Origin of the sequence: Nocardia sp. CA-128927 (assembly GCF_050955855.1) — a bacterium.
Classification (GTDB): Bacteria; Actinomycetota; Actinomycetes; order Mycobacteriales; family Mycobacteriaceae; genus Nocardia.
Window position 1 is genome coordinate 7,376,145 of the sequence record NZ_CP192087.1, and the last position, 13,517, is coordinate 7,389,661.

Annotated in this window: 12 protein-coding genes; 3 read left to right on the plus strand and 9 right to left on the minus strand. The window is 67.3% G+C overall.

Annotated elements, in window-relative coordinates:
• Window positions 1–64 precede the first annotated feature (64 nt).
• Window positions 65–667 (minus strand): DUF4291 domain-containing protein, encoded by a 603-nt coding sequence (locus tag ACQPW1_RS33900; protein ID WP_433656107.1) that lies wholly within the window; start codon window positions 665–667, stop codon window positions 65–67.
• A gap of 77 nt (window positions 668–744) precedes the next feature.
• Window positions 745–1,668, minus strand: a complete 924-nt coding sequence (locus ACQPW1_RS33905) for an aldo/keto reductase (protein WP_433656109.1) — start codon at window positions 1,666–1,668, stop codon at window positions 745–747.
• A 199-nt stretch (window positions 1,669–1,867) separates the two neighbouring features.
• Between ACQPW1_RS33905 and ACQPW1_RS33910 the strand changes: the two genes are divergently transcribed.
• Both ACQPW1_RS33910 and ACQPW1_RS33915 read left to right on the plus strand, forming a co-directional pair.
• Window positions 1,868–2,695, plus strand: coding sequence for an alpha/beta fold hydrolase (locus ACQPW1_RS33910; protein WP_433656111.1), 828 nt, complete (start codon window positions 1,868–1,870; stop codon window positions 2,693–2,695).
• A 35-nt stretch (window positions 2,696–2,730) separates the two neighbouring features.
• The gene (locus ACQPW1_RS33915) at window positions 2,731–3,372 is read left to right on the plus strand and encodes a putative glycolipid-binding domain-containing protein (protein WP_433656113.1); all 642 of its coding nucleotides are present in this window, start codon (window positions 2,731–2,733) and stop codon (window positions 3,370–3,372) included.
• 12 nt (window positions 3,373–3,384) lie between these two features.
• On the opposite strand, the gene ACQPW1_RS33920 is transcribed toward ACQPW1_RS33915, so the two are convergent.
• From ACQPW1_RS33920 to yajC, 6 genes are all read right to left on the minus strand, one after another.
• Window positions 3,385–4,263, minus strand: coding sequence for a GNAT family N-acetyltransferase (locus ACQPW1_RS33920; protein WP_433656115.1), 879 nt, complete (start codon window positions 4,261–4,263; stop codon window positions 3,385–3,387).
• Window positions 4,264–4,334: 71 nt separating this feature from the next.
• On the minus strand, window positions 4,335–4,907 hold the full coding sequence (locus tag ACQPW1_RS33925) for an adenine phosphoribosyltransferase (protein ID WP_433656117.1): 573 nt from the start codon (window positions 4,905–4,907) through the stop codon (window positions 4,335–4,337).
• 72 nt (window positions 4,908–4,979) lie between these two features.
• A complete protein-coding gene (locus ACQPW1_RS33930) occupies window positions 4,980–6,698 on the minus strand; it encodes an ABC transporter substrate-binding protein (protein WP_433656119.1) in 1,719 nt (572 codons plus the stop codon).
• A 16-nt stretch (window positions 6,699–6,714) separates the two neighbouring features.
• Window positions 6,715–7,941, minus strand: coding sequence for a protein translocase subunit SecF (gene secF / locus ACQPW1_RS33935; RefSeq protein WP_433656121.1), 1,227 nt, complete (start codon window positions 7,939–7,941; stop codon window positions 6,715–6,717).
• Window positions 7,942–7,946: 5 nt separating this feature from the next.
• Window positions 7,947–9,665 carry a protein translocase subunit SecD gene (gene secD, locus ACQPW1_RS33940; protein ID WP_433656123.1) on the minus strand — a complete coding sequence of 573 codons (1,719 nt, stop codon included), beginning with the start codon at window positions 9,663–9,665 and terminating at the stop codon, window positions 7,947–7,949.
• Window positions 9,666–9,840: 175 nt separating this feature from the next.
• Window positions 9,841–10,230 carry a preprotein translocase subunit YajC gene (gene yajC / locus ACQPW1_RS33945; protein ID WP_433656124.1) on the minus strand — a complete coding sequence of 130 codons (390 nt, stop codon included), beginning with the start codon at window positions 10,228–10,230 and terminating at the stop codon, window positions 9,841–9,843.
• 360 nt (window positions 10,231–10,590) lie between these two features.
• Here yajC and ACQPW1_RS33950 point away from each other — a divergent pair, with 360 nt between their 5' ends.
• Window positions 10,591–11,934 carry a hypothetical protein gene (locus ACQPW1_RS33950; protein WP_433656126.1) on the plus strand — a complete coding sequence of 448 codons (1,344 nt, stop codon included), beginning with the start codon at window positions 10,591–10,593 and terminating at the stop codon, window positions 11,932–11,934.
• A 57-nt stretch (window positions 11,935–11,991) separates the two neighbouring features.
• Here ACQPW1_RS33950 and ACQPW1_RS33955 read toward each other — a convergent pair whose 3' ends face one another.
• Window positions 11,992–13,482, minus strand: a complete 1,491-nt coding sequence (locus ACQPW1_RS33955; RefSeq protein ID WP_433656128.1) for a flavin-containing monooxygenase — start codon at window positions 13,480–13,482, stop codon at window positions 11,992–11,994.
• Window positions 13,483–13,517 lie beyond the last annotated feature (35 nt).

Genomic DNA, 13,517 nt, shown 5'->3' on the forward strand with positions numbered 1-13,517 from the left:
TTCCGCCGGATGTGCCAGTGATATCTGAATCACACCCGCTCACAGCCACATCGATGCCCTAGACCTACCCCGCCCCGATCACGGCGGCGATCTCGGGGGACAGCGGATAGGGCCGCTCGACCGGTAGCGCGCGGGCGGCCGCGTCGAGTTTCCCGTCGGCGACCAGCCGCCCGATCTGCTGCGCCTGGGCGGTGACATCGCGAATACCCGTGATCCACCGATCGACATACAGCCCCACCGCCGGACCGCCCAACCCGACTTGCAGCGACCGATGGGCCAGCGGCCGGTGATGCAGGTCGCGCTCCGGATCCCATTGAATGCGAACGGGACTCACCCGCAGCCGCTCCATCCACACCCGGCGATCCGAATACATCTCCGGCACATAGTGACTCAGGCACGACTGCCACAGTGCCCACTCGAACCCGCCGCGCGTGATCGACACCGCGAGCACCCGCTCCTGCCCCGGCTTGGTCGCCCACCCGCAGCGATACATCATCCATAGAAACGAAGGCTTGATCCAGGTCATCCGCTCCCGCTTGAAGGGGTCGACGAATGTCCCTGCGGCAACGGCCGCCTCGGCGATGTCCGCCGGATATGCCTGATAGACAACCACGGTCGCCGTGTCGTAGTCAGCTCTGACCTGCCGCATCGGCGGCGCAACACTCACGCGCAGATCCTTGCAGTCCGATCCCCGAAGTCGACCGGGATTCGCGCTATCGGGACGAAGCTCCGGAAAACCGTCGGCTAGCCGTTGGTGAAGGCGAGGCTGGTCGCGTCGTAGCGGGTGCCCGCGATGTCCGCGGCCGGGGCGGCGGCCTCGATGGCGGCGAGGTCGGCGGCGGACAGCTCGACGGTCAAGGCCGCGAGGTTCTCCGCCAGGTACTGCCGACGGCGGGTGCCGGGAATCGGCACCACGTCGTCGCCGCGGTGCTGCACCCCGGCCAGGGCCAGCTGACCGGCGGTAATGCCCTTCGCCGCGGCCAGTTCGTTCAGCTTCTCGACGATCGCCAGGTTCCGTTCGAGGTTGCCGTCGGCGAAACGCGGCTGGGTGCGCCGCATGTCGTTCTCGGCCATGCCCTCGACGGAGTTGTAGCGGCCGGTCAGGAAACCGCGTCCGAGCGGGGAGAACGGGACCAGGCCGATCCCGAGTTCGCGCGCGACCGGCGCGATCTCCGCCTCCAGGTCGCGAGTCCACAGCGACCACTCGCTCTGCAGCGCGGCGATCGGATGCACCGCATGTGCCCGACGGATGGTTTGCACACTGGCCTCCGACAGCCCGAGGTGCCGAACCTTTCCTGCCTGCACCAGCTCGGCCATCGCACCGACGGTCTCCTCGATCGGCACCTGCGGATCGACCCGATGCTGGTAGTAGAGGTCGATGTGGTCGACCCCGAGCCGACTGAGCGACGCGTCGCACGCCTCCCGCACATAGGCGGCATCGCCACGGATCCGAGTCGGCTCCCCCAGCCGGTTGGCGAAGCCGAACTTCGTGGCCAGCACCACCTCGTCGCGACGCCCGGCGATGGCCCGGCCGATGAGCTCCTCGTTGTGCCCGAAGCCGTAGAAATCGGTGGTATCCAGCAACGTCACCCCGAGATCGAGCGCGTACCGCAGCGTCGCGATCGACTGCGCGTCATCCGCGGCGCCATACCCATGGCTCATCCCCATTCACCCCAAACCCTGCGCGGATACCGCTAGTTCGCCGAGCTGCCGGGTACCGACGTTGTTCATGCTGTGCCTCCTGAAACCGGAACTGCTTTCGCTCACAAACGCTAAGAGTTGGAGCGCACTCCATGTCAAGCGATGATCTTGCAGCCACCGATCCAAAGCCGATTCAGTTGTCGGTGGGTGGCGCTAGCGTGGCGGAATGGTCGCATCTCGGGACATTCGGTTGAGTGACGGGCGGGTTGTTCGCGCGTACGACAGCGAGCACGAGGGGCACGCGGGAGTTCTTGTGTGGCAACATGGTTCGCCACAAACCGGGGCGTTGCTCGACCCGCTACTGGAAGCGACGACAGCGCGCGGGATCCGGCTGGTGTCCTACGGTCGACCTGGCTACGGGGGTTCGACCAGGCTGCCCGGGCGGAATGTCGCGTCGGCGGCGCACGACGTCGAGCAGGTGGCCGATGCGTTCGGTGTTGAGCGATTCGCGGTGATGGGGGCATCGGGAGGCGGGCCACACGCGCTCGCCTGCGCAGCCGAACTCCCGGATCGGGTCACCGGGGCGGTCTGCTTGGCCGGGATCGCGCCCTTCACCGACGAGTACGACTGGTTCGCGGGCATGGTGTCGCCGGGTGGACTGAAAGCCGCCATCGATGGGGCCGAGGCCAGGGCTCGATTCGCGGAGACGGCCGAATTCGACACGGCCAGTTTCATTTCCGCCGATTGGGACGCCCTCGCGGGGCAGTGGTCGAGTCTCGGCGCGGATGCTCAGCGAGCTGGCGAGGCGGGCAGCGAAGGACTGGTCGATGACGACGTCGCCTTCGTCGACCCGTGGGCCATCGACCTGGGTGCGATCACCGCGCCGGTTCTGCTCGTGCAAGGCGGACAGGACCGAGTGGTCCCGCCGTCGCACGCCGACTGGTTGCATCGACGACTTCCCAAGGCGCAGTTGTGGAGTCGGCCGGCGGACGGTCATGTCTCCGTCCTGCACGCGTGCGCGGACGCGATGGATTGGCTGCGGGCGAATGGCTGAGCGAACACACCGCGCAGGCAATACGATGCTGTCGCATGACCATTGAGTCGGAAGTGTTGAAGGGCCGCCAATTCCTATGGCAGGTCGAGGAAACCGCGGGATTCGAGTCGTCCTGGATAGACTTGGACGGCCTGCGGCTGCATGCCGAGGGCCGATCTGCCGGTCAGCTGCCCGAGCCGTACTGGGTGACCTACACCCTCGACACCGACGAGAACGCCGTCACCACGCGCCTGCAGGTCACCTGTGTCACCGCGACGGAACGTCGAAGCCTGGACCTGCGCCGCGAGGGCGACACCTGGTCGGTCGACGGCACACCCCGCCCGGACCTCGCCGACGCGCGCGACTGCGATCTCGCCTGCTCACCACTGACCAACACGATGCCCATCATCCGCACCGGCCTGCACCGACACCCTGGCACCGCCGAGTTCGTGATGGCCTTCGTCGAGGTCCCCGGCCTGCGGGTGGTTCCGTCCAAGCAGACCTACACCCACCTGGGCCCCGCCGACGGCGGAGCCGAAGTCCGTTACGCCGCAGGCTCTTTCACCAGCGACCTACACATCGACGCCGAAGGCTTCGTCGTCGTATACCCGACCCTCGGCCACCGAGTACCAGCCACAACCAGCGTCACGGACGGCGAACGCCTGCGCGGCCCAGGCTCCGCACGCCCCGGCGCCTGATCGGCGCACCTTTCAGAGGAACTGCCCGCTCGCCAGGTAAGGCGCAGGAGTAGGCATGCCGCGGACGGCGAGATACCCCTCTTGGCCGATATCGAGCCCCGCCGCCAACCCGACATCCACGGCCCACTCGTTGGCGGTGGTGATGCAGTTGACGAGGGTGTCCGCCTGCGCGGCGGCCAGTGCTTCCCAGAGCAGATCCGCCGCGGTTCGGCGATCGGCGGCGGCCAGGAGAACGGCACGTCCTCGATCATCGATGTACACATACCCCGGCTTGTCATCGCCGCGGGACACGACCAAGCGGTGACTGTTCAGCAGATACTGATGGTCCGATCCGTGTCCTGCCCCGCGAACCCGCTGGTCCAGCCGGTCCATCCAGTCGAAGTCGTCGGCCGACCCGTCGGACAGCCCGCGCACCGCGGGAAGGGTGGAGCGGTCGACGGTGCCGACCATGCGCATCTGCGGGTGCAGCGAGAACCCGGCCAACCGGTACCGCCGGGTGGCTCCGGGATGCACGGAGGAGGAGAACATTCCCTGCCGACCATCGGCATGCGCCAGAACCGCGTCGAGCAGCCGTTTCCCGACGCCCTGCCCCTGCACGCGCGGCAGCACGCCGTAGGTTGCCAAGTACCACAACCGATCTCGATTCTGCGAGATCGCGAATCCCACGATCCGCTCCCCGTCGACCGCCACCCAGCACCCTTGCGGGTCGACCTCGAGGAAGTAGCGCATGCGGTCGATCCACCGCTTGCTGACCGCTTCCGATCGAGGTTCAGGCTCCGGCTCGCTGACCCGCCGATCCCGACGATCGCTGTCGAGGAATACCGCGTCGGAAGTGCGTTCAGCACCCGGCAGGTCATCGGCGCACATCAACCTGACCGCGACACAATCCATGCGCTCACGGTACGAACAACTCGATGCAGAGGGAACCGATTATCCGGCGGGATCCGGCCCGCGCGGCAGGCTCAGATCTTGACGATCGAGGTCAGGGGGTAGTTCCCCTGACGCGCACGACCATTCAGGAAGGTCAGCTCCAGAACCACCGCGGCCGCGATGACTTCGGCACCCACCTGAGCGAAGAGGTCGGCGGCGGCGGCGAGCGTCCCACCGGTGGCGAGGACGTCGTCGAGGAGCAGGATGCGCTTGCCTGCGAGATCTATTCCATCGGCGGGGATTTCGAGCGCGGCGGTGCCGTACTCGAGGTGGTACTCGCGGCTGACGACGGGCGGGGGCAGCTTGCCCGCCTTGCGGACGGCGAGCACGCCGGTGCCGAGGCTGGCGGCGACGGCCGCGCCGATCAGGAAGCCGCGGGCATCGACACCGGCGACGAGGTCGGCGTCGGGCCCGTAGGAGGCGAGGCTGTCGATGACGGTGCGGAAGCCTTCGGCATCGGCGAAGACGGGGGTGAGGTCGGCGAAACGGACTCCGGGGGTGGGGAAGTCGTCGCGCCAGCGGGTCAAACGCTCGACCGCTGCGGCGGCCCGGCCGGTCCGATCGGCGGCTAACTCATCGGATTCGATCGCCGCGTGCTTGCTCATCGACACCTCTCCATCATCACACCAAGGGGCACTTGCGCGGGCAGTTGCCCGCGGCCGCACCCACAACACCTGTCACCGTTTCAGCACCCACCGGTCCATGTTCCAACCGGACCCCGCTTGGTTGGGTGCAGCTATCCCGTTCTGCAAACCACCGCCGAACGCGATGGTGCGCGGGGTGGCGAACAGGGGGATGCTCGGCAACTCCGCCCACAGCAGGTTTTCGGCTTCGGTGAACAGATTCAGCTGTGTGGTCGAGTTGTCGTCGGCCGCAAGCTGATCGGTGATCGCATCGTAGCGGCCGTTACCGAATCGGCCGAAATTGAGCCCGCTACCGGTGCGCAACGCACTGGTAGCCGCGACACCGGACAGCGATCCGGCCGGACCCGGCGCGGATGCGGTGCTGCCCAGGATGGCGTCGACTTTGCCCTCGCTGAGCTGGGACGGAGTGAAGTCGGGCGCGCCGGCGTCGACGATGGTGATGCCCGCCGGTTTGCAGGCCTCCGTGATCATCGCCACGGTCTGCGCGCGACGATCATCGGGTCGCAGGTAGCCGATCCGGATGGTCGGGTTATTGGTCCGCGACGCCCCGACGGCCTGCGTCGCGGCGCCCACGTCGCCGTTGAACTTGCCCGCCGCACCGATCACCGACGGATAGAACAGTGAATCCTGTTGCACGATATGCGCGTTCAACGGACCGGAGCCGAGCCCGTCCTTGGGGGCGTCCGGCATCTTGCCGAGCTTGTCGTACAGCGCCTGCCGCGGCACGCAGAGGGCGAGCGCCCTGCGCATGTCGACCGAGCCGAACACTCCCCCGGTCGCCAGCACCAGCTGCTCGACGCCCCGGCCCGGCACGTTCTGCACCCGGAACCCGTCCAGGTTCAGGTCTTTCACCGAGCCACTGCCGATGTCGATGACACCCATGGCGCTGTCGCCGACCTTGGACTTCAGATCGATGTTCTTGGGCCACACCAGGATCCGGCCGGTGGCCGGCTTGTTGCCCCACCAGCGCTCGTTGGCGACCAGCACCAAACCGTCCTTCGCACTGAAGGATTCGATCCGGTAGGGCCCGGACGAGGGGAACCTGGTCAGGTCGAGGCTGCCGGAGCCGAAGTTCCAGCCGGTGTTCCAGAATTCGGCGATCCGCCCGAGCCCGCTCGGATCGCCGGTTTGCAAGGCGGACACCACATTCGGCACGTTCGCCGCCTGCGCGGCGACGTGTGCGGGCATCAACTCGCCCGCGGTGAACAGGTTGCGCCAAGCCGAGTAGCGCCGGTCCGGGCGGAACACCACGGTGGCGTCGCGCGAACCGGGCTGGCAGTCCACCCGTTCGATGTCGGCGTAGCCTGCGGTGCTCGCGGCGTCGAACAGCGGAATCGGCCCTCGGTCACCGGGTTTGGTGAATCGCCCGCTGCGCGAGGCCCAGGCGAGCACCAGGTCGTCGCAGGAGGTGGGCACCCCGTCGGAGTACACGCCGTCGGGGTTGAGCCGGTACTGGATGGTCTGTACCTCGCCCGGCACCTCCTTGGCGGTGCCGAAGTCGGTGTCGGCGACCTGCTGGCCGTCCGGTCCGGTATAGAAGAACCCGGTGATCACCCGGCCGAACACCGAGGTCGCTCCGGTGCTCGCGCCGAGTGTGCTGCCGCCGTTGTAGCTGGCGACGGTGGCGTCGACGGCATAGCCGATGGACGGCACCTGGTTCTTGCTCGAGCACCCGGCCGCCAACCCGGCGGCCAGGGTGCCCGCGGCCAACACCGCGATCAGGCGTACTGCTCGGCTACCTGGCTTTCGCATGAAACCCCTGCCTGTGTCAGTGCCGCCGCTTCTGCCGTTTGCCGCTCGGGCGTGCGCCCGGTCGGGGCGCCTGCCCCGGTTCCCGCGACCGACGCGGTTCGTCGTCACCGTAGCCGCGGCCGGTCGCCGCGGTCGCCCGCCGCTCCGCCTCGACACCCGCACGCGCGCTGGCCACCCCGGCGCGCCGGGACATGACCTTCTCGGTGTGCCTGGCCACCGGGCCCCACCGCTCCTTGATCGACACCAGCAGCGGTGTCGCGAAGAAGATCGAGGAGTAGGTGCCGACCAGCAGGCCGACCAGCTGCACCAGCGCCAGGTCCTTGAGCGTGCCGACGCCGAGCATCCAGACCGCGATCACCATCAGGCCGACGATCGGCAGGATGCCGATCAGGGCGGTGTTGATGGAGCGCATCAGGGTCTGGTTCACCGCGAGGTTGGCCTGCTCGCCGTAGGTGCGGCGGTTCAAATGCAGGATGCCCCTGGTGTTTTCCTCGACCTTGTCGAAGACGACCACCGAGTCGTACAGCGAGAAGCCGAGGATGGTCAGGATGCCGATCACGGTCGCCGGGCTCACCTCGAAGCCGACGAGCGAGTACACGCCCGCCGTGACGGTGACGTCGAAGACCAGGGCGGCCAGCGCCGCGACCGCCATGTGCGGTTCGAAGCGGATGGCAATGTAGGCGGCGACCAACACCAGGAACACCGCAAGCGCGATGAGCGCCTTGCGGGTGATCTGGCTACCCCAGGTCTCGCTGACGTCCGAGGCACTGATCGCGCCGCGGCTCGGTTGGCCGTCCTTGCCCTTGGGCTGGAACTTGGTGAACAGCGCCTCGTTCAGCGCGTCCACCTGGTCCTTGTTCAGCGCCTCGGAGCGGATCAGGATGGTGGCGTTGCCGCCGCTGCCGACGGTCTGCACCGAGACCGGATCGGTGCCGATCGCGGTCTTGTAGACCTCCTCGACCTGGCTGGTGCTGGCACCCTGGGCCGGGAACTGGACCCGCGAGCCGCCCTCGAAGTCGATGCCGAAGTTGAAGCCGCGGAAGATGATGCTGCCCAACGAGATCAGGATGATGGCGGCGGTGATCAGGTACCAGTTCCGGCGCTTGCCGATGACGTCGATGGCGCCGGTACCGGTGTAGAGCCGGTTGAAGAAGCCGTGCTTGGGCTGATCGGTCACCGCGGTGAACACGTCCGTGGTCTCGGCCGGGTTCGGGGTGCGTGACGTGCTCGTGTGATTGGTCATCTCGTTCACGCCTTCCCGAGTGCGGCCTCGGCCGCCTTCCGCTCGCGCGCGACCTGCTGGATCGCACCGAGCCCGTTCACGGACGGTTTGGCCCAGTAGTTCGTGCGCGAGGCGAGCAACACCAGCGGCGAGGTCACCAGGAACACCACGACCACGTCGAGGATGGTGGTGAGACCGAGGGTGAACGCGAAGCCCTTCACCTGTCCGACCGCGAGGATGTAGAGCACCGCGGCGGCGATGAAGCTGACCGCGTTGCCGGACAGAATGGTCCGGCGGGCCCGCTGCCAGCCACGCGGGGCGGCGGAACGGAAGCTGCGGCCCTCGCGCATCTCGTCCTTGATGCGTTCGAAGAACACCACGAACGAGTCGGCGGTCATACCGATACCGATGATCAGACCGGCGATACCGGCGAGGTCGAGGGTGAACCCGATCCATCTACCGAGCAGCACCATGATGCCGTAGACCGCGAGACCCGAAGCCACCAAAGAGAATCCGGTGACGAACCCGAGCATCCGGTAGTAGGCCAGGCAGTAGAGCAACACCACGGCCAGACCGATCGCACCGGCGAGCAGGCCCGCCTTCAGCGAGGAGAGCCCCAGTGTCGCCGACACCGTCTCGGCCTCGGAGGTCTGGAAGGACAGCGGCAGCGAACCGTACTTCAGCGTGTTCGCCAGTTCCTTCGCCGACGCCGCGGTGAAGTTACCGGAAATCTGGGTGCGGCCACCCTGCTGCGGTCCCTGCTGCACGACCGGCGCGCTGACCACCTTGGTGTCGAGCACGAAGGCGACCCGCTTGTAGACGTACTCGCCGGTGAGCGTGGACCACGCGTCGCTACCGCCGGACTTGAACTCGAGGTACACCTCGTGCCGTGCCTGCTGGGTGTTCAGGCCCGAGCTGGCGCTCTTGATCTCCTGGCCGTCGATCCGGCTCTTGTCGAGCAGCAGGATCTCCTGGCCGTCGGTGGAGCAGGCGACCAGCGGCAGGTTCGGATCGTCGTTGCCCTGCAACGGGTCCGGCTTACTGCAATCCAGCGCGGCCATCGCGGCCTGCTGGATGGTCGGGTCGGCGCTCTGCCGGATGGCCTTGGCGTCCTGAATCTCCTTGGCCGCCTGTTCCTTCGGCGAGAGATTCGGATCGGCAGGCGGCTGGGTCGGCCCCTGCGCCGGGAACACGCGCTGCTGCGGTGCCGGGTCTACCGGCTCACCGCCGGAAGCGGGCGAGCCGACGGAAGGCGTGTCGGCGGGCGGGGGCGGTACCGCACCCGAGGCGGGTGGCGGCAGCTCGCCGGGCGCGCCCGGTGGCGTGGCACCCGGTGCCGGTTGCTGGGCCTGGCCGCGCTGGGCGGCGGGCACGGCATTCAGCACGGGGCGGATGTACAGCTTGGCGGTGGTCGCCAGCGCGCGCGCCTGCTGCCCGTCGTCGCCGGGCACCGTGATCACCAGGTTGTCGCCGTCGATGACGACCTCGGACCCGGCGACACCGAGACCGTTGACCCGGTTCTCGATGATGTCCTGCGCCTTTTTCAGGCTGTCCTGATTCGGCTTGCCGCCGTCCGGCGTTCGGGCGGTCAGCGTGACCCGGGTACCACCCTGGAGGTCGATGCCGAGCCGTGGGGTCGAGGATTTGTCACCGGTGAAGAACACCAGCGCATAGATCACGGCCAGCAACGCGGCGTAGACACCGAGCAGCCGGAGCGGATGCGCCGATCCCTGGGAAGGTGGCACAGTACGTCATCTCCTAGGCGGGAAGTCGAGAATGGAACAGGCAGGCACACACCAGCGACGCCGGGTGCGGACAGTAGTGGCGTGAGCTACGGGGCCCGCGGATCGGACGCCGTCGCGGCTTCGGCCAGTCGGCTTCGTCGCGGCAGCATCCGGCGTGCGGGCACGCCGAAGGCAATCAGTCCTTGGTCAGCCGGGTCTCGGTCTGCGCGGCCGATTCCTCGACCGCGTCGGCCACGTGCGCGCCGTTGCTGTCGGCGGCGGCCGGGCCGACCTCGATCGTGTCGGCGTCGGTCTCGTCGGCAACCGGCTCGGTCTCGACGCGCACCTCGCGGATGGCCGCGCGCAGCCACGTCGTGACGACCTCCTCGGCGATCTCGAGATCAACCGTGGTGTCGTCGAGATCGACAACCGTGCCGTACAGCCCCGACGTGGTGATGACCTGGTCGCCCGCCTTGAGGGTGTCCTGCATCTCCGTGACCTTGGCGGCTTCCCGCTTCTGGCGGCGGACGCCGAGGAACATCGGCACGAGCAGGGCTACCAGCAGCAGCGGAAACAGAAGTTCCATCGTCGAAGTCAGTCCCTAGTCTTGTGGGTGGGATGGGTATGTACCCAGACAGTCTGCCAGTTCGTGTCTCCGACGCCACACCGGCACACCTGCTGGGGAGCGCCGATGCGCGCGGTGGCCATATCGCACGCCGAATCGGCGCTCGGCACCGGAGTCCGAAAGGCCCGGTCGGTTTGCCCGGAAATTCTCCGGCACGAAACACATCCGTAACGAATTCCGTTGGCCTACAGTAGAAATCGCAGGGAATTCATCAGCGCAGGACGTCCCGACGGCGTGGCCGGGGAGCCTGATCTACGCACGAACTCATCGATCTTCGAGCCGTGTCTCGGGACCTTCTGTGCCTTCACAAAGGGGACGATGATGGCAAACGAAGCCAGAATCGACGTAAAAACGCTACTGCAGAAAGCCGCAGGGGATCTGGCCGCGCCGGAGCTCTACGACCTGGCCCGCACCGCCGAATCGGGAGCGTGGTTCGCCAGCCCGGACCGCAGGAACGGCGAGCCCGCGCGGCGCCCGGACTACGAGTGGCCGCTCGTTTCCGAGCATGCCTACCTGGGGAAATACGGTAAGGGCACGGCGGCGGTGCATCTGGGGAACGGGCACGAGCGGCTGGTCAACCCGATGATCTTCGCCGACGGCTTCAACTACGGCCCCAGCGACCTCGACGGACTGTGGCAGTGGTTCAACCATCCGTACTCCGACGCGGGTGAGCGCCTGTTCGACCAGCTGCTCGCCGCGGGCATCGACATCGTGTTACTCGGCTTCGACACCCGGCACGACTACATCCAGGTCAACTCGGGCGTGGCGCGGGCAGGCATCGGGAGGGTCATCGCCGAGCAGGACGGCAAGGCGCCGCTGATCGTCGGCGGCGTGAGCATGGGCGGCATGATCACCCGCCACGCACTCGCGGCGATGGAAAGCGCCGACGAGGATCACCAGACCGGGACCTACCTGTCCTGGGATACCCCGCACAACGGCGCGTGGATTCCGCTGATCCTGCAGCAGATGGCGTACTTCTTCGAGTTCTTCGAGGCGGCCACACCGGGCAAAGCGAGCAAGGCCAGTCTGATTCGCAGCCCTGCGGCGCAGCAGCTGCTGTGGGCCTGGGTGGAGGACGCGCGGTATTCGGGTCCGGTCGCCACCGCGTCGCCGCTGCGCGCCCAATTCGTCCAGGAGCTGGCCGATTTGGGTGGCTTCCCGCAGCGGCCGGTCCGGCTGGGCGTCGCGAACGGGCGCGGCGACGGGCAGGGACCGGACCTGCCCGCCGGGGAGATCGTCTTCGACAAGAAGTTCCTCGGCGGTCTGATCGGCAGCGCCACCGCGCGCTACCAGCCTGCTTTCGGTGACAAGCAGCCGGTCGGCGGCATGCATCTCGGTCTGACCTCGCGCAGCTCGACGACCAGCGCGGTCGCACCGTTCGACGGTGCACCCGGCGGCATGCTGGATTCGTTCGGCCAGGTCGCCACCACGCTCGGGATCGACCTGGAGGAGGCGAAGCGCTGGAGTTGCTTCGTCCCGTCGGTCAGCGCGATCGCGTTGGACTTCGACCCGATGACCTGGGAGGTCGAGCTCGACAAGGACCTGCGCAAGGTGACCGCCGAGCACACGGCGCTCACCGAATTCTGTTGCAACACAACCAATACCGAGCATTCGGCGGTGACACCGACGCTCGCGGAGTGGGTGCTTCGCAAGATCGCCAAGTAGCGCGGCTGGCCCCGCCGGAGTGGATCCGGCGGGGCTTGCGCAACGGGGCGTCCTTGCTCAGGCGGACTGTCCGTAGACGTAGTCGTCGAGCGGGAAGCTGACCGCCTCGCGGTGCGCATTGAGGGTGCTGGTCGGGCGCAGCAGGGCGGCCTCGCCGTGCGGGTTGAAGTAGTAGCTGCGCGCGGTGGAGCAGTTGCCGCCGTAGAAGACCGAGGTGCTGAGCTTGTCGGTGACGCGGTCCAGGAAGCCCGCGTTGGCCTGCCCGGTCACCTCGAAAGTGTGCTCACCGCGGCGGAACAGCTCGGCGAAGAGCCGTCCCATGTGCTTCATCTGCGCCTCGATGGTGGTGAAGTAGGACAGGCCGCTGTAGGAGTACGGGCTGTTGAGGCTGAGGAAGTTCGGGAACTTAGGCACGGTGATGCCCTCGTAGGCCTGGAAACGGTTGTCCCGCCAGAACTTTCCGAGATTCACCCCGTCGCGGCCGATGATCTCGATGGCCGGGAAGTTCACGTCCCACAGGTTGAAGCCGGTGGCCAGGATCAGCGTGTCGATCTCGGTCTTGTGCCCGTCGGCGGTGACGATGCCGTCGGCCTCGATGCGCTCGATCGAGTTGGTCTCCAGGCGCACGTTCGGCTTGTTGAACGAGCGGAAGTAGGTGTTGGAGAAGGTGGGTCGCTTGCAGCCGAAGTCGTAGTGCGGCGTGAGCTGCTTGCGAGTTTCCTTGTCCTTCACCGAGGTACGCAGATGCGCCTTGGCGAGGATGCCCGCGGCCTTGTTCAGCGGCTTGGCCTGCGTGTAGTGCAGCACGCCGACCACCATGAGCGCCTCGAGCAGGCTGGTGTTGAACAGCCGCGCGGCCTTCTGGGTGACGGGCACCCGGTCGAACAGCTTCTGCACCGGCTTCGGGATGGCGGTGTCGATCTTCGGCACCACCCAGATCGGGGTGCGCTGGAAGACGGTGAGCGCGTCGGCCTTCTTGGCCACCTCGGGCACCAACTGCACGGCGGTGGCGCCGGTGCCGATGATCGCCGCCTTGCGACCGGTGAGGTCGAAATCGTCCTCCCACGCGGTGGTGTGGATGATCTTGCCCGCGAACGAGTCGATACCGGGGAACGGCGGGGTGTAGGGCTGGGACAGGAAGCCCGTCGCGGTGAGCAGGTAACGGCCCGTGAGGGTTTCACCGCCCGCGACCGATACCACCCACTGCTGGTGCTCTTCGTCCCAGCGGGCGCCGTCGACCACGGTGCCGAAGCGCATGCGGCGGCGCAGGCCGTACTTGTCGGCGATGTGCCCGGCGTACTTCTTCAGCTCCGCACCCGGCGCGAACAGCCGCGTCCAATACGGGTTGGGCTCGAAGGAGTACGAGTAGGTGACCGAGGCGATGTCGACCGCCAGGCCGGGGTAATGGTTGACGTGCCAGGTGCCGCCGAGATCGTCCTCGCGTTCGAGGATGACGTAGTTGCTCAGGCCGAGACGATCGAGCTCGATGCCCGCCCCCATGCCACCGAATCCCGCTCCGACCACGACCGCGTCGTACTGAGGCGCCACTCCGAACCTCCAGGTATGTGAACCGTTTATCACAG